This window comes from Nitrospirillum amazonense (assembly GCF_007828045.1).
Classification (GTDB): Bacteria; Pseudomonadota; Alphaproteobacteria; order Azospirillales; family Azospirillaceae; genus Nitrospirillum; species Nitrospirillum amazonense_C.
Map to the genome: position 1 here is coordinate 325149 of NZ_VITN01000003.1, position 22391 is coordinate 347539.

Here is a 22391-nt window from a genome sequence, read left to right on the forward strand (position 1 = left end):
GTCAGGCGAGGGTGGCGCGCACGCCGCTCTCGGGCAGTTCGGTGCCGAAGCAGCGCTGGTAATACTCGGCCACCGCCGCGCGCTCCACCTCGTCGCACTTGTTCAGGAAGGTGACGCGGAAGGCGAAGCCGACATCGCCGAAGATATCGGCGTTCTGGGCCCAGGTGATGACCGTGCGCGGGCTCATGACGGTGGAGATGTCGCCGGCGATGAAGCCGGCGCGGGTCAGGTCGGCCAGGCGCACCATGGCGTTGACCAGCACCCGGCGGTCATCGGTGTCGTAGGTCGGCACCTTGGCCAGGACGATCTTCACCTCGGCGTCATGGGGCAGGTAGTTCAGGGTGGAGACGATGTTCCACCGGTCCATCTGGCCCTGGTTGATCTGCTGCGTGCCATGATAGAGGCCCGTGGTGTCGCCCAGGCCGATGGTGTTGGCGGTGGCGAACAGGCGGAAGGCCGGGTGGGGGCGGATGACCTTGTTCTGGTCCAGCAGGGTCAGCTTGCCCTCGACCTCCAGCACGCGCTGGATGACGAACATCACGTCCGGCCGGCCGGCGTCGTACTCGTCGAACACGATGGCGCAGGGGTGCTGCAGGGCCCAGGGCAGGATGCCCTCGCGATACTCCGTCACCTGCACGCCCTCGCGCAGGACGATGGCGTCTTTGCCGATCAGGTCGATGCGGCTGATGTGGCTGTCCAGGTTGACCCGCAGGCAGGGCCAGTTCAGGCGGGCGGCGACCTGCTCGATGTGGGTGGACTTGCCCGTGCCGTGATAGCCCTGGACCATGACGCGGCGGTTGTAGGCGAAACCGGCAAGGATGGCCATGGTCGTTTCGCGATCGAAACGATAGGTGCTGTCGATCTCCGGCACATGTTCCGTGGGGGAGCTGAACGCCGGCACCTGCATATCGCTGTCGATCCCGAAGGTCTGGCGGACGGAGATCTTGATGTCGGGCAGCGAGGCGGCGTTCATCGGTGTCGGTTCCTGGGACATGGGACGGTCGGCTTTCCTGCGAGATCGAACAGAACGGTTGGTCTTGGTTATTGTTTCAACGGCTTGGAGACTGGGGCTTGGGCGCCGGCGGCGGGCCTCAGCCATGGTCGGCATAGGCGGCTTTCAGCACATTGTAGGCTTGGTTGATGCGCTTCAGGCGCTCCTCAGCGTCCTTGTCGCCGCCGTGGGTGTCGGGGTGGTTCTGCTTGGCCAGCTCGCGATAACGCTGCTTGACCTCGGCGAACCCGATGGGCGCCTTCAGGCCCAGCACGTCCAGCGCGTCATCCTCCGGTGTGCGGGGGGCGGGCGGCGGCGGGCGATGCGACGCGCCGGCTTCCCAGTCGGCGCCGAAGCTATGGCCCCGGCTCATGCTGTCGCGCAGATTTCGTTCCCGGGTGCGCCAGTCGCCCATGGGCCAGGTGGGGCGCTGCCAGGTGGTGTCGTAGCGCATGGCGCGCTCGATCTCTTCCGTGCTCATGCCCTGGTAATAGTCCCAGGCCTTGTTGTAGGCCCGCACGTGGTCCAGGCAGAACCAGTAATAGTCGTTCAGCTGGCTGCGATTCTTGGGCGCGCGGTACTCCCCCACCTCGGCGCAGCCGGGATGGTCGCAGGCCCTGACCTGGACCTGCGGCGGATCGTCGAACGAGAAGGAGAATCCGGGGCGCTGTTTCTGCATCGCGAAAGTATGGGGTCAGGTCCCGGCCGTGACAAGCGCGGCGGGTCGCCCGCGCCACCATTGCGGCGGCAAAGCTGGGCTGCTGTCCCGGGTGCCGGAAATCACCTTCCGGCCATTGACAGCGCCGCCCCGGCGTCGCACCTCAGGGGGATAGGACGTTCCATCCATTCCGGGCATTTTCCATGCGCTACGCCGACCGCATCCACACCAAGCTGACCCAGGCGCTGGCGCCCGTGACGCTGATCGTCGACGACCAGTCGGCCGCCCATGCCGGCCACGGCGGCGCCGCCCCGGGTGGCGAGACTCATTTCGAGGTCACGGTGGTCTCGGCCGCCTTCGCCGGCAAGTCGCGCGTGGCGCGCCAGCGCCTGGTCTACGACATCCTGAAGGACGAACTGGCCGAGCGCGTCCACGCCCTGTCGGTCAAGACCCTGACGCCGGAAGAGGCGGCTTAGTCTAGGCGCCGTCCGGTTCTTCCGGCCCGGTGTAGTGCTCAGGGTACCAGCGCTTCACCACCGCGCCGTCGCTGGCCATGACGTGGCAGGTGTTCAGCACGGGCGGCGGGCCGCCGGCGCCGCCGTTGCGCCGGGCGCTCAGCACCGGGGCCAGGGTCTGGAAGGCCGTGGTGGCCACCGGGCCCAGCAGCTCCACCAGGTGGGTGCATCCCTCCGTCCGGCCCAGGCGCTGCTTGACCGCGTTGGTCCAGCCGGACGCGATGCTCAGGCCCACCAGGCGCTGGAAATTGGGCAGGATGGCGGGGCAATGCGGGAAGGGGGAGTTGTCGGTCGACACCTCCACCGCCCGCACGGTCAGCGTGTCGTCCACCGTCAGGCGCACCCACATCTCATGCAGGAATTGCCCGGGTTGGATGGTGCCGCGCCACTCATTGTCGAAGGCGTAGTGCTTCTCGTCCGTGATGTGGCCTTCGATATCCCAAAGGCCATCGGCGCGTTCGTATCCCTGGCACGTGACGCGGCGGGTGTGCAGCGGCTTGCGCTCAGCGGCGGGGGGGAGGGGCATGGGGCAGGGGGACTTTTAAAGCAAGGTCACGGACGCGGGGGCCATCATGGGCGCCGGTCCTCGCTCCGGTCAAGAAACCCGCGTCTCACGCCGCCAGCGCCGCCGCCACCACGTCCCGCACCGGCTCGGCGTCGATGCCCCGGGCGGTGAAGGCTTGGCCGATGCCGCGCGCCAGGATGAAGGTGATGCCGCCGTCCTTGACCTTCTTGTCCTTGGCCATGTGGGCCATCAGGGCGTCCACGGTCCAGCGGCCCTTGCTGAGGTGCGCCGCGCCCGTTGGCAGGCCCACGGCCGCCAGGTGGCGGCGCATGCGGGCCAAGTCGTCCGGCGGGCACAGGCCCAGGCGCACCGACAGGTCGAAGGCCATGACCATGCCGATGCCCACGGCCTCGCCATGCAGCAGTTCGCCGCCATAGCCCATCTCCGCCTCCAGGGCATGGCCGAAGGTGTGGCCCAGGTTCAGCAGGGCGCGCACGCCACCCTCGCGCTCGTCCTGGGCGACGATGGCGGCCTTGGCGGCCACGCTCTCCTTCACGGCGGCGGTGCGCAGGGCGGCGTCGCCGGCCACCAGGGCCGGGCCGTTTTCTTCCAGCCAGGCGAAGAAGTCCGGACGGTCGATCAGGCCATACTTCACCACCTCGGCATAACCCGCCAGCACCTCGCGCCGGGGCAGGCTGTCCAGCGCGGCGATGTCGGCCAGCACCAGGCGCGGCTGATGGAAGGCGCCGATGAGGTTCTTGCCCTGGCGGCTGTTGATGCCGGTCTTGCCGCCCACGCTGCTGTCCACCTGCGACAGCAGCGTGGTGGGCACCTGGATGAAGTCCAGTCCGCGCAGGGCGATGGCGGCCGCGAAGCCGCCCAGGTCGCCGATGACGCCGCCACCCAGGGCCACCAGCATGGCGCCCCGCTCGATGCCACGCGACAGTAGGATTTCCAAGACCGCTTCCAGATGGTGGAAGCTTTTGGTGGCCTCGCCCGCTGGCACCACGATGGGGTCCAGCACACGGGCCCCGGCGGCCTCCAGCGAGCGGGTCAGGGTGCCCAGGTACAGGGGCGCCACCGTCTCATCGCTGAGGATGATCAGGGGCCGCTTGCCCGCCATGGGCGCCACCAGCGATCCCGCCCCCTGGATCAGGCCGGAACCGACCACCACGTCGTAGGAACGCTCACCCAAGCTGACGGCAACGGCCTCGTTCATGATTGCACCGCGGCCGGCTGGGGCCGCGTCTCCGTGTTTTGGGTATCGGCCTCGTTATCCAGGTAGGCCTGCAGGGATTCCACCACCCGGTCCACGGTGTCCTCCGCCGGGCGGTCGCCGCTGTCCACGGTGATGTCGGCCTGGGCGTAGTAGGGGTGGCGCAGCTCCATCAGCTTGCGCAGGGTTTCACGCGGGTCGCTGTCCTTCAGCAGGGGGCGGTTGCCGCGCCGCGCCGTCCGCTGCACCAGCAGGTCCAACTCCGCCCGCAGCCAGATGGAATGGGCGCGCTGGCGCACCAGGGCGCGGGTGTCGGCGTCCATGAAGGCGCCGCCGCCGGTGGACAGCACCTGCAGCGGCTGGTCCAGCAGGCGGGCGATTACCCGGCGTTCCCCCTCGCGGAAGGCGGGCTCGCCATAACGTTCGAAGAATTCAGGGATGCTGCAGCCGGCGGCGCGCTCGATCTCCTGGTCGGCATCGACGAAGGGCAGGCCCAGGCGGGCGGCCAGGCGTCGGCCGATGCTGGTCTTTCCGGCCCCCATCAGGCCCACCAGGACCAGGGTGCGGGGCGGGCGCTGGCGCAGCATGGGGCGCATCACCGGTTCCCCCGCAGCGCGGGGGCGGGCACCCGGCGGGTCGGGGTGGCGTTGCGCGCCGGGGGGGCGGACGCTACAGTGCCGAGCGCTAACACCATGTTTGCCGTGTCATCCATTCCAGCCGAGACCTGAAAGCCGTGCCCCGTTCCGGGGGTTGTTCTTCATCCCTAGACCCGGCCGTCCACCCTGGCCCTGCGGCTTCAGGCGGACTGTCCGGCCCCCGTTTTCCCGTGCCAGTCTGGTGGGCGCCACCACAGGGGGAAACGGTTCGGGGGGACTGCATAACACAGTCGACCCCGCCTGTCCCTTAACTCCACCGGGGGCTCGTGCACTGCGGCCTTGCTTCAGCCGACATGGTCTCGCAACTTTCTTTCTGAATTCGCCCTTCCCTATCAGCGATTGATGCCGATCCCACGATGAAAAAGCTCCTCCTGATCCTGATCGCCCTGGTTGTCCTTGGCGGTGCCGGCGCCGCCCTGGTCGTGGCCGCCACCACCTCCCCGGCGCCGTCCGCGCCCACCGAACGGGTGATCTCCAATGACCGCTTCCCGCAGTAAGGCATTTTGGGGCTTGGCGCTGATCACCGGCCTGATGACGGCGCCGGTGGCATTCGCGCAAAGCTCTTCCGGGCCCACGCCGCTATGGCCGCAGGGACCGGCGACCTCCCCTACCGTCGCGCCCCCGGCTGGAACCGCACCGGCCGGAACCGACACGGCCGCGTCCGGTCCCACTCCCGGTCCTACGCCCGGTCCTACGCCCGGTCCTACGCCCCTGGGGGCCTACGCGCCGCCCCCGCCGCGCGCCTCCTCCTTCGAAGTCAAGACCCTGGCGGCGGTCACGCCGGATGGGGGCGGCTTGCTGGACGCGGGGCAGGGTGGCCTGGGCCAGGCGCTGTGGGCGGACAGTCCGCGCGGCCTGGTGGACAGGGCGCTGGCCTCGCTGCCGCAGTCCAGCCCCTCGCCGGCCGTGCGCGCCCTGCTGGGCCGGGTGCTGATGTCCTCCGGCACCGCGCCGCAGGCGGGTAAGGACGCGCGCAATTTCCTGGGCCTTCGGCTGGAACGCCTGGCCCTGCTGGGCGATGGCAAGCACGCCGACGCCATGGCCACCCTGCCCACGGCGCTGGACGATGCCGGCGGGGCGGAGGCCTGGGCCCGCCTGTCACTGCTGACCGGCGACGGTGCCGCCTGCGACCAGATGGCCGACCTGCAGAAGCGCTTCAGCGACGGCGAGATCCAGATGCTGGGCGTCGTCTGCCAGGTGCGTGGCGGCTCCACCGACAACATCATGTTCTCGCTGGACATCATGCGGGAACAGGGCGTGAAGGACGACGGCTTCTCCCGCCTCGCCGAAGTGGCGGCCGGTGGGCAGAAGGGCGCCCTCAAGGGCTTCACTGCCGTGTCGGCCGAGGCGGTGGCGCTGGCCCGCGCCATGAACCGGGGCCTGCCGGCGGAGGTGCCGTCGGCGCAGATCCTGGCGCTGAACCCCGCGGCGGCGGCGGCGGTGGCCGACCTGCCCGACACGGCGGCGGCGCTGAAGCTTGCGGCGGGCGACCGCGCCGCCAGCTATGGCACCCTGCCGCCGGCGGCGCTGGCCCCCCTCTACAAGGCGGCCAAGGTCAGCCCGAACGACCTGAAGAACGCCGTGGGCGTGGCGGACAAGCGCCAGGGCGCCGACCAGCGCGCCATCCTGTACCAGGCCCTGACGGGGGAGACGATCCCGTCGCTGAAGGGGGCCATCCTGGCCAAGGCGGTGGACGTCAGCGACCCGGCCCTGCTGGCCGGTGCCTGGGGCGACCTGTTGGCCCAGGAGCTGGAAGGGCTGGCCCCCGGGCCGGCGCTGAAGGATTTGGCCCCGGCCGCCACCCGCCTGCTGCTGCTGCAGAACCGGCGCGACCTGGCCCAGCCGTGGTTCGAGCTGGCCCGCCAGTCGGCGCAAGACGCCAAGGAAGGCAAGCCGCTTCAGGCCTACCTGCGCCTGGTGCCCCTGGCCGTGCTGGGCGGCCTGCTGCCCAGCGACGGCGCCAACTGGGCCCAGTGGCTGGACGCGGTGAAGGCGGATGCCGACGCCCCGTCCCGCCTGCGTGCCGCCTCCATCCTGGCATTGCTGACCGCGGCGGGGGAGAAGGTGGATCCGCTGCTGCTGGCCCGCACGGCGCCGGTGGTCGAGGCGCCGGGGGTGATCCCCGACGCCGCGTCGTGGTTGCGCCTGGACCAGTCGGTCACCGTGCCCCGGCGGGGCGAGGTGGCGGTGCTGGCCCTGGCGGAACTGGCGGACGCCGGTCCCGCCGCCACCACGCCAACGGTCACGGCCCATGCCCTGTCGGCGCTGACCGGCGTTGGCCTGAAGGACGACGCCCGGCGCCTGGCGCTGGAGGCGGTGGCCGTCCTGGCTGGGCCGTAACGGCCATGGCGCCGCGCATCCCGAAGGGTGAGGCCGCCGGGGGCGCGCCGAAAAAACGCTCCCCCGGCCGGCCGCGCGGCGCCACCCTGGCCTTGCCGCCGGGGGTGGACGCTTTCCTGGACATGCTGGTGGCGGAACGGGGGGCGGCGGCCAACACCCGCGACGCCTACCGCCGCGACCTGGTGGACGCCGCCCGCTTCATCGCGGGCCAAAAAGGCGGCAAGGGGCCCGCTCTGGACCAGGCGGGCACCGACGATTTGCGCGCCTACCTGGACCATCTGGGCCGCGACGGCACCCAGGCGGCGGTGCGCACCGTGGCCCGCCGCCTGTCGGCCCTGCGCCAGTACTACAAGTTCCTGGTGTCGGAAGGACGGCGCGACATCGATCCGGCCGCCGTGCTGGATGGCCCGCGCCTGGGCCGCCCCCTGCCCAAAATTTTGTCCGAGGACGACGTCGGCCGCATGCTGGACACGGCGGCGGCCCAGGGCGGGGCGGAAGGGTTGCGCCTGGCGGCCCTGCTGGAACTGCTCTACGCCACGGGCCTGCGCGTTTCCGAACTGGTGGGCCTGCCGCTGTCGGCCTTCAGCCGCGATGGCCGGGTGCTGGTGGTCAAGGGCAAGGGCGGGAAGGAACGCATGGTGCCCCTGTCTCCCCCGGCCCGGGACGCGCTGGCGGCCTACCTGCCCCACCGCGCCGCCTTCTTCTCCCCCGGGCGGGAGGCCAGGCAGGCCAGCCTGCTGTTCCCCTCGCGCAGTTCCGGCGGCACGCTGACCCGCCAGCGCTTCGGCCAACTGCTGAAGGATTTGGCGCTGGCCGCCGGCCTGGACCCGGCCAAGGTCAGCCCCCACGTGCTGCGCCACGCCTTCGCCACCCACCTGCTGGACCATGGCGCCGATTTGCGCTCGGTCCAGAAGATGCTGGGCCACGCCGACATCGGCACCACCCAAATCTATACCCACGTGGTGGGCGAACGGCTGCGCCGCACGGTGGAGGACCACCACCCTCTCGCCAAGGGAAACCCTGGGGGTCGCGGCCCACGCAAGGGGTAGGCGCAAGATGCGGGTCTCGATAGCGCTGGCCCCTGACCCGCGCTCATGGTAATCAGCCGCCTTCGACCTTAGTGCGGCCCGCCCCCCGGCGCCGCACCTCTTACAAGCAGTTGTAAGCCGAACCCATGCATTTCCTTGAATTTGAAAAGCCGATCGCCGAACTCGAAGGCAAGATCGATGAACTCCGCCACCTGTCCGATGGCGGCGGTCTCAACATCGCCGACGAGGTCCGCAAGCTTGAGGACAAGGTCGATAAGCTGCTGCGCTCGACCTACGCCAAGCTGACGCCGGCCCAGAAGGTCCAGGTGGCGCGCCATCCCAACCGGCCGCACTGCCTGGATTACATCAACGCCCTGATCACCGATTTCACCCCGCTGGCGGGGGACCGCGTGTTCGGCGAGGATCGCGCCATCGTCGGCGGCCTGGGCCGTTTCCGCGGCCGGTCGATGGTGGTCATCGGCCAGGAAAAGGGCCACGACACCGACACCCGCATCCGGCACAACTTCGGCTCGGCCAAGCCGGAAGGCTACCGCAAGTCCCAGCGCCTGCTGGAACTGGCCAGCCGCTTCAACCTGCCGGTCATCACCCTGGTGGATACGGCCGGCGCCTATCCCGGCGTGGGCGCGGAAGAGCGCGGCCAGGCGGAGGCCATCGCCAAGTCCATCGAGACCTGCCTGCGCGCCCGCGTTCCCATCGTCTCCGCCGTCATCGGTGAAGGCGGTTCGGGCGGCGCCATCGCCATCGCCACGGCCGACCGCGTGCTGATGCTGGAACACTCGATCTACTCCGTCATCTCGCCGGAAGGCTGCTCGGGCATCCTGTGGCGCACCAACACCAACGCCGCCGACGCGGCCGCGGCCCTGCGCCTGACCGCCCAGGACCTGAAGGAACTGGGCGTCATCGACCGCATCGTCATGGAGCCCATCGGCGGCGCGCACCGCCGGCGCGAGGAAACCATCCTGGCGCTGGGCAATGCCATCGACGACAGCCTGGATTCCATGCGCGGCCAGGACGGCGGCACCCTGATCGCCCGCCGCCGCGAGAAGTACCTGAGCATGGGCCAGAAGGGCCTGGGGTAAGACTGCCGGAAGGGCCTGGGCTGAGGCTGGGCGCTCGCATGAACGAGAAAGGGCGCTTCCCGCTGTGGAGGCGCCCTTTTTGCCATGCGCAGTGTCCGCCGCCGATCAGGGAGCAAAAACCCGAGACTTATCCCCGGCGCTGTCGCCGGTGACAGGGGCGTGGGCCCCGGGGGCCGGCGGACCGAAAGGGGTTGGGGGAACCCCAACTAGCTGCGCAGCACCAGGCGGGAGCAACCGCCGCCGGCCGGCTGCACGTCGCTGGCCAGCCCCGCCAGGGTCAGCATGGCCTGCACATCCAGGATGGTGTCCGTGGACCGGGTCAGGGTCAGGCTGACGTTGCGGCACCCCATCTTCCGAAAGCGCGTGACCGCGTCCAGGATTTGGCGGGCGGGGGCGACGGAGGAACGGGACTGGGGCGGCGGAATATCGAAGGTGCTGGGGGTGGCGGCCATCACGGCGGCGGCCATGCCGGGTTCCGGATTGGGGGCTCCGGTCGCCTCATGCGGATGCATGCGAGGTCCCTGGTTGGGGTTCGCCCGGGAACGACCCCGGACAACCAGGATATTGCGACCAATTGAGGCTTTTCCGCGACCGTAAAGTTGGGCCTGCGGCCGATTTTTCCATGAGGGTGAGGCCGACCTGGCCCCATCAGGTTATCGCTACCCCAAAAGGATGGGGCCGCCGGTATTTCATCGGCGGCCCCTCTCATGGGACGAACCGTTCTTACAGCAACTCGGCGATCTGCACGGCGTTCAGCGCGGCGCCCTTCAGCAGCTGGTCGCCAGCGACGAACAGCTGGATGGAGCGGCCGCTGGGGTCGCTGATGTCTTGGCGGATGCGGCCCACCAGGATGTCGCCCTGGCCGGAGGCGTCCACCGGCATGGGGAAGTAGTTCTTCTCCGCGTCGTCGACGATGCGCACGCCCGGGGCGGTGGCCAGGATGTCCTTCACCTCCGCCGGGGTGATGGGCCGCTCGAACTCCACGGTCAGCGCCTCGGAATGGGCGCGCAGCACGGGCACGCGCACGCAGGTGGCGGAGATGCGGATGTCGGCGTCGCCGAAGATCTTCCACGTCTCCTTCACCATCTTCATCTCTTCCTCGTTATAGCCGTTGGCCGGGTCGACCTTGGCGTTGTGGCTGAAGAGGTTGAAGGCGTAGGGGTGCGGCAGCACGGTGGGGGTGAAGGGCTTGCCCTCCAGATAGGCCCGCGTGCCCTCGCGCAGCTCTTCCATGGCGGCGGCGCCGGCGCCCGACGCCGCCTGGTAGGTGGCGGCGATGAAGCGGGTGATGCGGTTCTTCACGTGCAGGGGCCACAACGGGACCAGCGCGATGATGGTGGAGCAGTTGGGGTTGGCGATGATGCCCCGGTGCTGCTTCACCGCCTCCGGGTTCACCTCCGGCACCACCAGGGGAACGGTCGGGTCCTGGCGGAAGGCGCTGGAATTATCGACGACGACGGCGCCGGCCTTGACGGCGATGGGGCCGTAGACCTTGGAGATGGAGCCGCCGGCGGAGAACAGGGCGATGTTGACGCCGTCGAAGCTGTTCTCATCCAGGGCCTGGATGGTGATCTCCTTGCCTTTGAAGGTCATGGTCTTGCCGGCTGACCGGGCCGACGCCAGCAGGCGCAGCTCCGACAGGGGGAAATCACGCTGCTCCAGGCACTCAAGCAGCTCGACGCCAACGGCGCCGGTAGCGCCGACGATGGCAACGACGGGCAAGGCCATGACCTAAATCCTCAAAGGCGAAGGGTGAAACATTTGGAACGAGAGGCGCCATCCTCTTGTTCGTTTCGTACCCGCGTCAAGCGGACGACTCGCAGGGCTGCCTTGTGGCCAAGGCCGCGCCGCGCAAGTTTTGGTTAGGGTGCCGCGCCACGCCGCGCCACCAGCAGCCCTCATGCCGCTGTAGACCGCGACCGCGGTCGCCGGAAGTTTTCGGGGAACGCAGTGGACTGAAAACTGAGGAAGCCAAGCGGCCGGACGGCCGCACCCGGCGCCTGAGGGACGACTTAACGCAAGGCCAGGACGGTGACGGCCACGGTCAGCGCGATGATGGCGGCCCATTGCCAGCCGCCCCGGCCACGCCCCAAGCGGGTGGCCAGGTCGTCGATGCTGCGCGGGTCGATGGGCAGGCCGCCTTTGTCCAGGTGCTCCGCCAGCCGGTCGGCATGGCGCAGCAACAGGGGCAGCTTATGCGCGGTGGCGCTCAGGTTGCGCACCGCCTCGGCCAGGCGCGCCTCCGGCCCCCGGTTCTCCCGCATCCATTCCTCGATCAGGGGGCGGGCCACTTCCCACATGTTCAGCTTGGGGTTCAGGGCGCGGCCCACCCCTTCCGCCGTCAGCATGCTTTTCTGCAGCAGCAGCAGCTGGGGCTGGGTTTCCATCTCGAACTGCTCGGTCACGGCGAACAGCTGGGCCAGCAGCCGGCCGACGGAGATGTCGTGCAGGGGCTTGTTGTGTACCTGCTCGCCGATGGCGCGGGCCGCCTGCATGAACAGCTCGCGCGACTGGTGGGCGGGGACATAGCCGGCATCGAAATGCACATCGGCCACCAGGCGATAGTCGCGGTTCAGGAAGCCCAGCAGCATGTCGGCCAGGAACAGCCGCGTCTGCCGGTCCAGCCGGCCCATGATGCCGAAATCCACCGGGGCCAGATGGCCGGACATGTTGACGAACATGTTCCCCGGGTGCAGGTCGGCATGGAAGAAGCCATCGCGGAACACCTGGTTGAAAAAGGAATTGGCCGCCTGGCGCAGCACGTCGTCAGGGTCGAAGCCGGCGGCGCGGATGGCGTCCACCTGGTCCACGGGGATGCCGTGGATACGGTCGATGGTCAGCACCCGCTGGCTGGTGCGGTCCCAATCCACCCTGGGGATGTTGAAGGTGACGTCGCCCTTGAAATTGTCGGCCAGTTCCGAGGCGGCACTGGCTTCCATGCGCAGGTCCATCTCCATGCGCACGGTCTCGGCGAAGGTTTCCACCACCTCCACCGGCTTCAGCCGCTTCAGGCGGGGCAGGACGCGCACGGCCAGGCCGGCCAGCCAGAACATCAGGTCGATGTCGCGGCGGAAGGCCAGCTCCACGCCGGGGCGCAGCACCTTCACCGCCACCTCCTTGCCCTCCGCCGTCACGGCGAAATGCACCTGGGCGATGCTGGCGGCGGCCACCGACTCGGGCTCGAAGCTCTGGAAAATCTCACCCAGCGGGCGGCCCAGCTGCTCCTCGATGATGGCCACGGCCTGGGGCGTGGGGAAGGGGGGCAGGCGGTCGCGCAGCAGGGCCAGGTCTTCGGCCACGGCGTCGCCCACCAGATCGGACCGGGTGGACAGCGCTTGGCCCAGCTTGATGAAGCTGGGGCCCAGCTCCTGGATGGCGGCCGCCAGGCGCTGGCCCTTGCGGCCGGGCGCGCGGTTGTTGTTCATCAGGCGCAGAATCAGGGCCACGCCCGGCGCCACGTCGCGGAACTCCTCCGGGAACAGGGCGCCATGCCGGCCCAGCGTACGCCCGATGATGTACAGGCGGCGCAGGTTGCGCAGGATGCGGAGCATGGTCAGACGCGCCAGGCGGAATGGATGGCGGCCACGCCACCCGTCAGCGGCCGGGCCTTGGCCTGGCTGAAGCCCACGGCCTCCAGCCGGCGGCACAGCGCCTCCCGCTCGGGGAAGCGGCGGATGCTTTCCACCAGGTACTGATAGCTGTCGCGGTCGCCCGCCACCACCTGGCCGATGCGGGGCAGCACCTCGAAGGAATAGCGATCATACAGCTCACGCAGGATGGGCAGGTTCACCTGGCTGAATTCCAGGCAATAGAAGCGCCCACCGGGCTTCAGCACCCGATACGCTTCGGCCAGAGCCTTGTCGATATGGGTGACGTTGCGCAGGCCGAAGGCGATGGTGTAGGCGTCGACCGAGCGGTTGGGCAGGGGCAGCGACTCGGCATTTCCAACCGTCCACTGTAACCCTCCAGTGGGCAGGCCACCGCGCGTTTCCGGCGTCTGGTCCCAGCCTGGCATGGACCCTTTGTCGATGCCGCGGTCGCGGCCCACACGCACCATGGCTTCCGTCAGGTCGCAGACCATGATCCGGGCGGCGGGCGCCTTGGCCGCCATGCGGAAGGCGATGTCGCCCGTGCCGCCGGCCACGTCCAGGATGGTCTCGCCCGCGCGGGGGTTCACCAGGCCGACGAAATCCGCCTTCCACAGCCGGTGGATGCCCACCGACATCAGGTCGTTCATGATGTCGTAGCGGCTGGCGACGCTGGAGAACACGCCCTGCACCAGCGGCGCCTTCTCCGCCGGGTTGATGGCGCGGAAACCGAAGGATCGCGCCTCCCGCTCCTGCGCCGTCAGGGCGTCGGTGGCGGTGGTGTCGGCGGTGAAGGGCGGGGGCGTGGGATGGTCGACCATGGCGGCACCATAACGTCGGGACGGGCGCTTGGGTAGCGGGCTTGGTGGGCAGCCCTGCCCTGAAAACGCGGCAGGATAAGCGGCTTATCTGTTTGGCCTCCCTAGGCGGAAGGTCAGGCCGCCACCCCCCTTCGGGCGAAATAGCGGGCGGGCGGCTCGCCGAAGGCCCGGCGGAACATGGCGATGAAGTTGCTGGGCGTGGCATAGCCCAGGGCGTCCGCCACCTCCGCCACCGGTTCCCCCTTCGCCAGGCGTTCCAGGGCCTGGGTCAGGCGGGCCTGCTGGCGCCACTGGATCACGCTCAGACCCGTTTCCGCCATGAACAAGCGGCGGGCGGTGCGTTCCGACAGGCCGGCGTCGCGCGCCAGCACGTCCAGCGTGCGGTCGTCGTCCGGCGCCTCCAGCAGGCGCAGGGCCAGGCGCAACAGGCGGGGGTCGGTGGGCATGGGCAGGTGCAGCGGTTCATCCGGGGCCAGGCGGACCTCATCCAGCAGCACGGCCAGCAGCCGCTCCTGCTCCGGCGTCAGCGTCGCCTCCAGCGGCCATTCCGCCACCCGCCGCACCAGGGACCGCAGCAGGTCGCTGATGCCCATGACGCAGGGACGATCGGGCAGGCCGGCGCTGGCCTCCGGCGTCAGCATCATGCCCCAGCCGTCCAGCACGCCGCTGATGGTCACCTTGTGCATCATGCCGGGCGGCATCCACCCGGCCCGTTGCGGCGGCAGCATCCAGGACCCGTGGGCGGTGCGGATATGGACCAGGCCGTTGGCGATGCAGAACAGCTGCCCCCGCCGATGGGCGTGCCAGTCGATCTCCCGCGTGCCCATGCGGGTCCGGTCCTCCGCCGAATGGCTGCCCCAGAAGGTCAGGACGGGCGGGCCGTCCGCCCGCTCGCACATCTCCAGGAAGGCTTCTTTGCTCATGCGGGGGATGTCACTGGCGGCGGGGTGCATGGGCTTTCCTCGGGCGGGCTGACGGTTGGCGAACGGTTTGGCCGTTTCGCATTATTTTTCGTCCGACTGTCGTTATCAAGCTTCCCGTGTTCCGCGTTATCGAATCGCCGGTGGAAAGGTTCAGCCCAGGGTTTGCCGGCGATGGTGGCAGAAATGATGGCAGAGATGATGGCGGAGATGGTGGACGAGATGGACGAAACGCGGGTGGCGATCATCGGCGCGGGCTTGGGCGGCCTGTGCCTGGCGCAGGCGCTGACGCGCGCCGGTATCGACTGCATGGTGTACGAGCGGGATGCGGCCTTGGACAGCCGGTCCCAGGGCTATCGCCTGCGCATCGACGCGGACGGTGCCGATGCCCTGGCCCGCTGCCTTTCCCCCGCCCTGTACGGCCTTTTCCGGCGCACCTGCGCCGTGCCCGCCCCGCGCACCCGCTTCCTGGACGGTCAGCTGGCGCCGGTGAGCGGCCGGGCGCCGGCGGTATGGAGTGCGGCTGACGACGGCGCCCCCAACCGGGAGGCGGCGGACGACCTTTGCGCCCACCGCCAGACCCTGCGGGAAATCCTGTTGACGGGTGTGGCGGGCCGGGTGCGCTTCGGCGCCGCCTTCCAAGCGCTGGCCGTGGGTGCCGACGGCCGGGCCCATGTCGCCTTCGCCGACGGCACATCGGTGCGCGCCGACCTGGTGGTGGCGGCTGACGGCATCAATTCCGCCGTCCGCCGCCAGCTGGCGCCCCAGGCGGAGCCGTTGGATGTCGGCGCGGTCTGCCTCTATGGCCGCACCCCCCTGACGGCGGCGGTGCGGGCGGCGGTGGGCGACGACCTCTGCGCCGGCACCAGCGTGGTCTTCGCCGACGGTTATGCCGGCATCATCGAGCCCATGCTGTTCGATTGGGGCGGCACGCCGGCCGGGCTCAGCCCCGTGGCCGACTATCTCTACTGGGCGCTGATCGGGCCCCGCACCCGGTTGATGGGGGCCTTCCCGAGCGCTGCGCCGGCGGCGGTGGCCGAAAGCCTGGCGCGGGACTGGCACCCCCATCTGCGCGGCCTGTTCCGGCATGCCGATCCCGAGGGCATGGCGCTGTTGCCGGTGCGCAGCGCGCGCTTGGCCCGCACCTGGCCCTGCTGGACGCCGGGGCCCGTCACCTTCCTGGGCGACGCCATCCATGCCATGAGCCCCGCCGGCGGCCTGGGCGCCAACGTGACCCTGCGTGATGCCGCCGTGCTGGCGGCCAGCCTGGCCGGTACCGCGCTCCCCACGGCGGCGGCGCGCGCATACGAGGCGGAGATGCGTGTGCGCGCCGCCCGCGCCATCCACCTCTCGGAAGTGGGCGCCGCGGCCCTGTTCGCGGACGTGTTCTAGGATCTTTACCGACTAAACCAAGGAGATCAGGCTTGGATCAGTTCGAGATTCACGACGTCAGCCGCTTTCCCGTGGTGACGACCCGGCCCGGCGCTGCCCGGCCCGGTTATGCGCCGCAATGGGAACGGGAGATGGACGCCCTGCTGCGGCGGGGCCTCCCCTTCGTCATCCTCATGCCCGACCCGCCGCAGGGGGAGGAGGCGCACGAGGACCGGCGTCTGCGGGGGATGTGGCTGAAGCGCAACCGCGACACCCTGGCGGCGCTGTGCCGCGCGGTGATCACGGTGGAGCCGGACGCGGTGCGCCGGGCCGCCTTCAAGGTCCAGGCCGCCATCGCGGTCAAGGCCTTCGGCGTGGCGATGGAGGTCGCCGCCACAGGGGAGGAGGCCGCGAATTTGGCGACGGCCCTGCTCGCCGCCTGATACAAACACCAGGCAGTGGCCCGAACGCCAACTCGGGCCACTGTGGGGCGTGACTGCGCCCGCCGCCTGAGGGCACCCTCCAATACTCAAGCCGACTTCATGTCCAGGGCATAGCCGGCCGAGCGCACCGTGCGGATCATGTCCAGCTCGGTATCCTCGTTCAGGGCCTTGCGCAGGCGGCGGATGTGCACGTCGACGGTGCGGGGTTCGACATAGACGTCGTGGCCCCAGACGATGTCCAGCAGCTGCTCACGCGAGAACACGCGGCCCGGGTGCTGCATGAAGTGGCGCAGCAGGCGGAACTCGGTGGGGCCCAGGTGGATGTCGCGGCTGTTGCGGCGCACGCGGTGGGCCGCCAGGTCCATGCTGATGTCGCCGTAGCGCAGCAATTCCTCGGCCAGCGAGGGCACGGCCCGGCGCAGCACGGCGCGGATGCGGGCCACCAGCTCGGTCGGGCTGAAGGGTTTGGAGATGTAGTCGTCGGCGCCGGAGTTCAGGCCGCGCACCTTGTCCGCCTCCTCGCCCCGGGCGGTCAGCATGATGATGGGGATTTCGCGGGTCTTGGGGTTGCGGCGCATCTGGCGGCAGACCTCCAGCCCGCTCATCAGCGGCAGCATCCAGTCCAGCAGCACCAGGTGCGGCGCCTGCTCGTCGGCCAGCAGCAGCGCTTCCTCGCCGTCGCCGGCGGTCAGCACCCGGAAGCCTTCCTTCTCCAGGTTGTAGCTCAGCAGCGTGACGAGGTCGGCTTCGTCCTCGACGATCAGAACCAAGGGCTTCAACGAGGCGTTCATGGGGTGTCCCTAAAACTGGCTGTCCCGGGTCGGGGTAAGCGGTGGCGACTCTAATCGTTTGCAGGCCCGGGCGCGGAGGGGGCCGGGGAAAGGGCTCACAGATCGTCCACGGCGTCGGCGCCGTGCAGGCCGCTGCCGTGCAGATCGACATCGGCCGTGGGGCCGACGAGGAAGCTGGACTGGTCATGTTTGGGCCGGTCGGAGGTCAGCGTCTGGCCCAGCACCAGGAAGTGGATGGTCTCCGCGATGTTGGTCGCGTGGTCGCCTGCCCGCTCCAGATTCTTGGCGATGAACAGCAGGTGGGTGCAAGGGGTGATGTTGCGCGGGTCTTCCATCATATAGGTCAGCACCTCGCGGAACAGGCTGGTGTACAGGTCGTCCAGCTCCTCATCCCGGTTCCAGGCGTCGATGGCCTTCCCCACGTCGCGGTCGATATAGGCGTCCAGCACGTCCTTCAGCATGCTTTCCACCAGCTTGCCCATGCGCGGAATGGCGCTGACGGGCCGCACGGCGGGCAGCTTGGCCAGCGCCATGCTGCGCTTGGCGATGTTGGCGGCATAGTCGCCGGTGCGTTCCAGGTCGGCGGAAATCTTCAGGGCGGCCAGGATTTCGCGCAAGTCGCTGCCCACGGGCTGGCGCAGGGCCAGCATGCGCACGGCCTCCTGCTCGATGCCGCGTTCATAATCGTCCAGCTGATGGTCGGCCTGCATCACCCGGGCGGCCAGGTCTACGTCGCGGCGCACCACCGCCTGGACGGCGCCATCCACCTGGGCCTCGGCCACGCCACCCATCTGGGTGATCAGGTTGGACAGGCGCTGCAGCTGCTGCTCGAACGACTTAACCGTATGCTCGGCCGGCATTTTCTTACCACCCCACCCCCGGCGGTCCTGGCCGGGGCATGAAAAACGGCGGCCGGCGGGACACATCGCCGGTCGGGCAGGGTGGACCATAACGACAGGTCGCTATGGAATTGCTACAGATAAGCGACAGTTTTATGACAGTGCGCCCGAACAGGCCGTTCCCTGAAAGCCACGCCGCCTCAGTGGCTTATCTCATACGGGCGTAGCGCTGCCGTGGGCATGGCCGGCGCCGGCCCACCCTCAAGCGGCCCCCCGACCGCCTTCCTGTGACAGATTCGGGGCAGATTGGGGTACGGGCTTTTCCGGCTTCTCCGCCGCCTTCTCCACGCCGGGCAGGTGCACCGTGAAGGTGCTGCCCTTGCCCACCTCGCTGTCGATGGTCAGGCGACCGCGGTGGCGGTTCACGATGTGCTTCACGATGGCCAGGCCCAGGCCGGTGCCGCCCAGGGCGCGGCTGCGGGCGGCGTCCACGCGGTAGAAGCGTTCGGTCAGGCGGGGCAGATGGGTGCGGGCGATGCCCTCGCCCTTGTCGGTCACCGACACCTTGATGCCGGCCACCTTTTGCGGCGCCTGGCGGGCGCGGATGCCGGTGGCGCCCGGCGCCGGCGGCGCCTCCGCCCGCTCCAGCGACACCACCACGTCGGTCTGCTCGCGCCCGTACTTGATGGCGTTGTCGATCAGGTTTTGAAACACCTGGGTCAGCTGGTCCTCGTCCCCCTGCACGCGCGGCAGATCCTCGCCCCCCTGGACGCGGATGGTGATCTTGCGTGCCGCCGCCTTCAGCTCCAGCATGGCGACCACGCTTTGCACCAGCTGGGCGACGTTGGTCTCGCCGGTCGGGTGGGTGTGCTCATCCAGCTCGATGCGCGACAGGGACAGGAGGTCCATCACCAGGCGCGACATGCGGCCGGCCTGCTCCTGCATGATGGCCAGGAAGCGGTCGCGGGCGTCGGCGTCGTCGCGGGCGGGGCCGCGCAGCGTCTCGATGAAGCCCACCAGGGTGGACAGCGGCGTGCGCAGCTCATGGCTGGCGTTGGCCACGAAGTCGGCCCGCATCTGTTCCGACCGCTTGATGGCGGTGATGTCGTGCAGGGTGACGATGGCGGTGATCTCATGCTGCGGGGCGCCGTCCTCCGCCGCCGGGCGGAAGGGCGTCACCCGCACCTCCAGCACGCGCTCCACCGGCAGGGGCAGGGTGAATTCAACCCGCCGGCTGTCGCCGCCGGCCAGCACGGCGTCCACCGCGGCCAGGACATCGGGGTTGCGCACGCTGACCGCCAGGTCGCGGTTCAGCATGCGGTCGCCGAACAGGGCGCGGGCGGCGCTGTTGGCGCGGCCCACCTTGCGCTTGTCGTCGACCAGCATCAGCGGGTCGTGCAGGGCCTCCACCACCGCCTCGTCGGCGGCCAGGCGGTGCTCGATCTCCTCCCGGTGGCGCAGCCAGTTCTGGTGCAGCTGGGCGATGTCCTCCAGCAGGGCGGCGCCGGTCAGGGTGCGGGCCTGGGGCGGGGACAGGGGCGTGCGGCGGTCCCGCACCTGGTCCAGGTAGGCGGCGATGAGCCGGCTGTCGCGCAACACCAGGTGGCGGGCCACGGCGGTGACGGCGGCCACCAGGGCGAAGGCCGCCAGCGCCAGCATCATGTTGAGCCGCCCGGCGATCACCAGCGCGCCCAGCAACGCCGCCGTCGGCGCCAGCATCAGCACGGCGATGGCGACAAAACGATCGGGACGCGTTTCCAAACGACTCATCTCCCAAACCCACCCATGCTGATTCCCATGACCTGGCCAAAACAGGCCAGGTCAAAAGTGCGCCTTCCCGTTCATTGCACCGAACATAGCGCAGGAATGGCGCCGGGAACCCACGTCATGGAAGTTTAATCCCGGGACCGGCCGTGGAGCCATCCCGCTTCATAAGAAAAGGCCGTGGCCTTCGGGCGCACACCCGCCAGCCACGGCCCGCTTTTACTTGAAATCGATGCCAGGCCGGCACCATCCGTATACTGGATACGTTTTTTCCGTTCCGCCGGCCGCAGTCAGCCGGCGGTATGAAGGCTGTCGTGGGCGGCCATGACGGCGGCGGTCAGCAATTCGTTGGACGTGGCGCCCATCTGCACGATCTGCGCCGGCTTCTCCAGGTTGATCAGCAGCGGGCCGATCAGCGTGCCGCCGCCCATCTTCTGCAGCAGCTTGGCGCCGATGTTGGCGGTGTGCAGCGCCGGCATGATCAGCACGTTGGCCGGGCCGGACAGGCGGCTGAACGGGTACAGGCGCTTCATCAGGTCGTGGTCCAGGGCCACGTCCACCGACATCTCGCCCTCATACTCGAAGTCGGCGCCCCGCTGGTCCATCAGGGCGACGGCGTCGCGCACATGCTGCGCCCGCTCCCGCATCGGCTGGCCGAAGTTGGAGAAGGACAGGAAGGCCACGCGCGGCTCATGCCCCATCTGGCGTGCCATGCGGGCCGCCCCCTCGGCGATGCAGACCAGCTGCTGGGCGGTCGGGCGCTCATGCACCGTGGTGTCGGCGATGAACACCGTCTGCTTGCGCAGCGCCAGCACCGACAGGCCGAAGGCGGGCGCCCCCTCGCGCGGGTCGATGACGTGGCCGATCTCCTCATACGAGGTGAAGAAGTCGCGGGTCAGGCCGGTGACCACGGCGTCGGCGTCGCCCAGCGCCACCATGCAGGCGGCGAAGACGTTGCGGTGCTGGTTCACCAGGCGCTGGCAGTCCCGGTGCAGCATGCCCTTACGTTGCAGGCGCGCGTACAGGAAGTCGGTGTAGCGCTGGTTTTCCGTGGATTGGTACAGGCGGGCGTTGCGCACCTCCAGCGGGGCGCTGCCCTGGGGCAGGCCCAGCGCGGCCATCTGTTCCGCCACCACCTTCTCGCGGCCGATCAGGATGGGCGTGCCGTAGCCGGCGGAGCGGAAGGCCAGGGCAGCGCGGATCGTCCGCTCCTCCTCACCCTCGGCGAAGACGACGCGGCGGGGACTGGCCTTCACCTTGTCAAAGATCTGCTGCAGGCTGTCGGCGGTGGGGTCCAGGCGCAGGCGCAGGGCCCGGCCGTAGGCCTCCATGTCCGTGATGGGGCGCTTGGCGACGCCGGTGTCCATGGCCGCCTGGGCCACGGCCGCCGGCACCTTCACGATCAGGCGCGGGTCGAAGGGCACGGGGATGATGTATTCCGGGCCATAGCGCAGGCGCCGGCCGGAATAGGCGGCATCCACCTCATCCGGCACGTCCTCGCGCGCCAGCTCGGCCAGCGCGTTGACGGCGGCGATCTTCATGGCGTCGTTGATGGTGCTGGCCCGCACGTCCAGGGCGCCGCGAAAAATGTAGGGAAAGCCCAGGACGTTGTTCACCTGGTTGGGATAATCGGACCGCCCGGTGGCGACGATGGCGTCGTCACGCACCGACTTCACCTCTTCCGGCGTGATTTCCGGATCGGGGTTGGCCATGGCGAAGATGATGGGCTTGGCCGCCATGGTGGCCACCATCTCGGCCGTCAGGGCCCCCTTGACCGACAAGCCCAGGAACACGTCGGCGCCCTTGACCGCCTCGGCCAGGGTGCGGGCGTCGGTGGTGATGGCGTGGGCCGACTTCCACTGGTTCATGCCGTTGGTGCGGCCCTGGTAGACGACGCCCTTGGTGTCGCACAGTGTCACGTTCTCATGCGGCACGCCCATGGACTTGATCAGTTCCACGCAGGCGATGGCGGCCGCACCGGCGCCATTCACCACCAGGCGGGCATCGGTCATGCCGCGGCCGGTCAGGTGCAGGGCGTTGATCAGGCCGGCGGCGGCGATGATGGCGGTGCCGTGCTGGTCGTCGTGGAAGACGGGGATGTCCATCAGCTCGCGCAGGCGCTGTTCGATGATGAAGCAGTCGGGCGCCTTGATGTCTTCCAGGTTGATGCCGCCGAAGCTGGGGCCCAGGTAGCGCACGGAATTGATGAACTCGTCCACGTCGCGGGTGTCGACCTCCAGGTCGATGCCGTCGACATCGGCGAAGCGTTTGAACAGGACGGCCTTGCCTTCCATCACCGGCTTGGAGGCCAGCGCCCCCAGGTCACCCAGGCCCAGCACGGCGGTACCGTTGGAGATGACGGCAACCAGATTGCCCTTGGCGGTGTAGTCATAGGCCGTGGCCGGATCCTCATGGATGCGCAAGCACGGCACCGCGACGCCGGGGGAATAGGCCAGCGAAAGGTCGCGCTGGGTCGTCAGGGGCTTGGTCGGGGTGATTTCCAGCTTGCCCGGACGGCCGCTGGCGTGCAGGTGCAGGGCCTCGGCGTCGGTGACGCGCTTCTCGGTATCAGCCATACGTTCTCTCTCCAGCGCGTTTACGGGCTGGTCTTCGCCGGCCCTTTGATTGCCGGGCCGGCCGGTGCCGGCCCTTGTGATTATTGCGCGCGATGGTAGCTGAGCGATCCGGGCGGGGTCACGGGCAAATCCGCCCCCGACCTCTGTTCCGCGGGCGGGGCTGCAATCGCGGTAGGTCGGGGGCGGCGCCGGGATGCGTGCGGGGGCGCGCATCCGCATGGTCCCGCCCAATCGGGGCTGGCGGGGCCGGGCGTCGCGGGGGTGGCGGTT

Annotated in this window: 21 protein-coding genes; 7 read left to right on the forward strand and 14 right to left on the reverse strand. The window is 69.4% G+C overall.

Annotated features, from left to right (window positions below; translation table 11 throughout):
* Position 1: 1 nt before the first annotated feature.
* Complete coding sequence (gene cobS / locus FBZ89_RS06910; protein ID WP_050898122.1) at positions 2-994, reverse strand: cobaltochelatase subunit CobS; 993 nt, start codon at positions 992-994, stop codon at positions 2-4.
* A gap of 97 nt (positions 995-1091) precedes the next feature.
* Positions 1092-1670, reverse strand: a complete 579-nt coding sequence (locus FBZ89_RS06915; protein ID WP_145749267.1) for a J domain-containing protein — start codon at positions 1668-1670, stop codon at positions 1092-1094.
* 182 nt (positions 1671-1852) lie between these two features.
* Here FBZ89_RS06915 and FBZ89_RS06920 point away from each other — a divergent pair, with 182 nt between their 5' ends.
* Complete coding sequence (locus FBZ89_RS06920; RefSeq protein ID WP_145610651.1) at positions 1853-2125, forward strand: BolA family protein; 273 nt, start codon at positions 1853-1855, stop codon at positions 2123-2125.
* Position 2126: 1 nt separating this feature from the next.
* Here FBZ89_RS06920 and FBZ89_RS06925 read toward each other — a convergent pair whose 3' ends face one another.
* From FBZ89_RS06925 to FBZ89_RS06935, 3 genes are all read right to left on the reverse strand, one after another.
* Entirely contained in the window at positions 2127-2690 is a 564-nt protein-coding gene (locus FBZ89_RS06925; RefSeq protein ID WP_145749268.1) for a DUF2889 domain-containing protein, read from the reverse strand.
* 85 nt (positions 2691-2775) lie between these two features.
* Entirely contained in the window at positions 2776-3888 is a 1113-nt protein-coding gene (gene aroB, locus FBZ89_RS06930; RefSeq protein WP_145749269.1) for a 3-dehydroquinate synthase, read from the reverse strand.
* A complete protein-coding gene (locus FBZ89_RS06935) occupies positions 3885-4481 on the reverse strand; it encodes a shikimate kinase (RefSeq protein WP_145749270.1) in 597 nt (198 codons plus the stop codon). Before FBZ89_RS06935 ends, aroB begins: the two co-directional genes overlap by 4 nt.
* Positions 4482-4897: 416 nt before the next feature.
* On the opposite strand from FBZ89_RS06935, the gene FBZ89_RS30745 reads away from it, so the two are divergent.
* The 4 genes from FBZ89_RS30745 to FBZ89_RS06950 all read left to right on the forward strand — a co-directional run bounded on the left by FBZ89_RS30745 (position 4898) and on the right by FBZ89_RS06950 (position 9009).
* Positions 4898-5038: a hypothetical protein gene (locus FBZ89_RS30745; RefSeq protein WP_157999514.1), complete on the forward strand. Its 141-nt coding sequence runs from the start codon at positions 4898-4900 to the stop codon at positions 5036-5038.
* Positions 5039-5336: 298 nt separating this feature from the next.
* Entirely contained in the window at positions 5337-6881 is a 1545-nt protein-coding gene (locus FBZ89_RS06940; protein ID WP_145749271.1) for a hypothetical protein, read from the forward strand.
* A 5-nt stretch (positions 6882-6886) separates the two neighbouring features.
* Complete coding sequence (locus FBZ89_RS06945) at positions 6887-7930, forward strand: site-specific tyrosine recombinase XerD (protein WP_145749272.1); 1044 nt, start codon at positions 6887-6889, stop codon at positions 7928-7930.
* A 125-nt stretch (positions 7931-8055) separates the two neighbouring features.
* Positions 8056-9009 (forward strand): acetyl-CoA carboxylase carboxyltransferase subunit alpha, encoded by a 954-nt coding sequence (locus tag FBZ89_RS06950; protein ID WP_145749273.1) that lies wholly within the window; start codon positions 8056-8058, stop codon positions 9007-9009.
* Between the two features lie 206 nt (positions 9010-9215).
* Here FBZ89_RS06950 and FBZ89_RS06955 read toward each other — a convergent pair whose 3' ends face one another.
* The 5 genes from FBZ89_RS06955 to FBZ89_RS06975 form a co-directional block, all read right to left on the reverse strand.
* A complete protein-coding gene (locus FBZ89_RS06955) occupies positions 9216-9476 on the reverse strand; it encodes a hypothetical protein (RefSeq protein ID WP_145749274.1) in 261 nt (86 codons plus the stop codon).
* Positions 9477-9732: 256 nt separating this feature from the next.
* On the reverse strand, positions 9733-10737 hold the full coding sequence (locus tag FBZ89_RS06960; protein WP_145749275.1) for an aspartate-semialdehyde dehydrogenase: 1005 nt from the start codon (positions 10735-10737) through the stop codon (positions 9733-9735).
* A gap of 284 nt (positions 10738-11021) precedes the next feature.
* Positions 11022-12560 carry a 2-polyprenylphenol 6-hydroxylase gene (ubiB, locus tag FBZ89_RS06965; RefSeq protein ID WP_145749276.1) on the reverse strand — a complete coding sequence of 513 codons (1539 nt, stop codon included), beginning with the start codon at positions 12558-12560 and terminating at the stop codon, positions 11022-11024.
* A gap of 2 nt (positions 12561-12562) precedes the next feature.
* A complete protein-coding gene (locus FBZ89_RS06970; protein ID WP_246172074.1) occupies positions 12563-13417 on the reverse strand; it encodes a class I SAM-dependent methyltransferase in 855 nt (284 codons plus the stop codon).
* Positions 13418-13530: 113 nt separating this feature from the next.
* A complete protein-coding gene (locus FBZ89_RS06975) occupies positions 13531-14340 on the reverse strand; it encodes an AraC family transcriptional regulator (RefSeq protein ID WP_246172075.1) in 810 nt (269 codons plus the stop codon).
* Positions 14341-14523: 183 nt separating this feature from the next.
* On the opposite strand from FBZ89_RS06975, the gene FBZ89_RS06980 reads away from it, so the two are divergent.
* Positions 14524-15729 carry an FAD-dependent oxidoreductase gene (locus FBZ89_RS06980; protein ID WP_211115132.1) on the forward strand — a complete coding sequence of 402 codons (1206 nt, stop codon included), beginning with the start codon at positions 14524-14526 and terminating at the stop codon, positions 15727-15729.
* Positions 15730-15761: 32 nt separating this feature from the next.
* Positions 15762-16151, forward strand: coding sequence for a hypothetical protein (locus FBZ89_RS06985; RefSeq protein WP_145749278.1), 390 nt, complete (start codon positions 15762-15764; stop codon positions 16149-16151).
* An 86-nt stretch (positions 16152-16237) separates the two neighbouring features.
* Here FBZ89_RS06985 and phoB read toward each other — a convergent pair whose 3' ends face one another.
* From phoB to FBZ89_RS07005, 4 genes are all read right to left on the reverse strand, one after another.
* Entirely contained in the window at positions 16238-16942 is a 705-nt protein-coding gene (phoB, locus tag FBZ89_RS06990; RefSeq protein ID WP_004272237.1) for a phosphate regulon transcriptional regulator PhoB, read from the reverse strand.
* A gap of 95 nt (positions 16943-17037) precedes the next feature.
* Positions 17038-17802, reverse strand: a complete 765-nt coding sequence (phoU, locus tag FBZ89_RS06995) for a phosphate signaling complex protein PhoU (protein WP_145749279.1) — start codon at positions 17800-17802, stop codon at positions 17038-17040.
* Positions 17803-18042: 240 nt separating this feature from the next.
* Positions 18043-19551: an ATP-binding protein gene (locus FBZ89_RS07000; protein WP_145749280.1), complete on the reverse strand. Its 1509-nt coding sequence runs from the start codon at positions 19549-19551 to the stop codon at positions 18043-18045.
* 284 nt (positions 19552-19835) lie between these two features.
* Positions 19836-22121, reverse strand: coding sequence for an NADP-dependent malic enzyme (locus FBZ89_RS07005; protein WP_145749281.1), 2286 nt, complete (start codon positions 22119-22121; stop codon positions 19836-19838).
* Positions 22122-22391: the final 270 nt, after the last annotated feature.

Bases quoted from the DNA above. Each gene is read 5' to 3' on its own strand.
- aroB (WP_145749269.1), bottom strand. From the start codon at position 3,888: ATGAACGAGGCCGTTGCCGTCAGCTTGGGTGAGCGTTCCTACGACGTG.
- FBZ89_RS06920 (WP_145610651.1), top strand. From the start codon at position 1,853: ATGCGCTACGCCGACCGCATCCACACCAAGCTGACCCAGGCGCTGGCG.
- FBZ89_RS06925 (WP_145749268.1), bottom strand. From the start codon at position 2,690: ATGCCCCTCCCCCCCGCCGCTGAGCGCAAGCCGCTGCACACCCGCCGC.
- FBZ89_RS07005 (WP_145749281.1), bottom strand. From the start codon at position 22,121: ATGGCTGATACCGAGAAGCGCGTCACCGACGCCGAGGCCCTGCACCTG.
- FBZ89_RS06935 (WP_145749270.1), bottom strand. From the start codon at position 4,481: ATGCGCCCCATGCTGCGCCAGCGCCCGCCCCGCACCCTGGTCCTGGTG.
- FBZ89_RS06955 (WP_145749274.1), bottom strand. From the start codon at position 9,476: ATGGCCGCCGCCGTGATGGCCGCCACCCCCAGCACCTTCGATATTCCG.
- FBZ89_RS07000 (WP_145749280.1), bottom strand. From the start codon at position 19,551: ATGAGTCGTTTGGAAACGCGTCCCGATCGTTTTGTCGCCATCGCCGTG.
- FBZ89_RS30745 (WP_157999514.1), top strand. From the start codon at position 4,898: ATGAAAAAGCTCCTCCTGATCCTGATCGCCCTGGTTGTCCTTGGCGGT.
- FBZ89_RS06970 (WP_246172074.1), bottom strand. From the start codon at position 13,417: ATGGTCGACCATCCCACGCCCCCGCCCTTCACCGCCGACACCACCGCC.
- FBZ89_RS06945 (WP_145749272.1), top strand. From the start codon at position 6,887: ATGGCGCCGCGCATCCCGAAGGGTGAGGCCGCCGGGGGCGCGCCGAAA.
- phoB (WP_004272237.1), bottom strand. From the start codon at position 16,942: ATGAACGCCTCGTTGAAGCCCTTGGTTCTGATCGTCGAGGACGAAGCC.
- FBZ89_RS06980 (WP_211115132.1), top strand. From the start codon at position 14,524: ATGATGGCAGAGATGATGGCGGAGATGGTGGACGAGATGGACGAAACG.
- FBZ89_RS06915 (WP_145749267.1), bottom strand. From the start codon at position 1,670: ATGCAGAAACAGCGCCCCGGATTCTCCTTCTCGTTCGACGATCCGCCG.
- FBZ89_RS06975 (WP_246172075.1), bottom strand. From the start codon at position 14,340: ATGAGCAAAGAAGCCTTCCTGGAGATGTGCGAGCGGGCGGACGGCCCG.
- cobS (WP_050898122.1), bottom strand. From the start codon at position 994: ATGTCCCAGGAACCGACACCGATGAACGCCGCCTCGCTGCCCGACATC.
- phoU (WP_145749279.1), bottom strand. From the start codon at position 17,802: ATGCCGGCCGAGCATACGGTTAAGTCGTTCGAGCAGCAGCTGCAGCGC.
- FBZ89_RS06960 (WP_145749275.1), bottom strand. From the start codon at position 10,737: ATGGCCTTGCCCGTCGTTGCCATCGTCGGCGCTACCGGCGCCGTTGGC.
- ubiB (WP_145749276.1), bottom strand. From the start codon at position 12,560: ATGCTCCGCATCCTGCGCAACCTGCGCCGCCTGTACATCATCGGGCGT.
- FBZ89_RS06950 (WP_145749273.1), top strand. From the start codon at position 8,056: ATGCATTTCCTTGAATTTGAAAAGCCGATCGCCGAACTCGAAGGCAAG.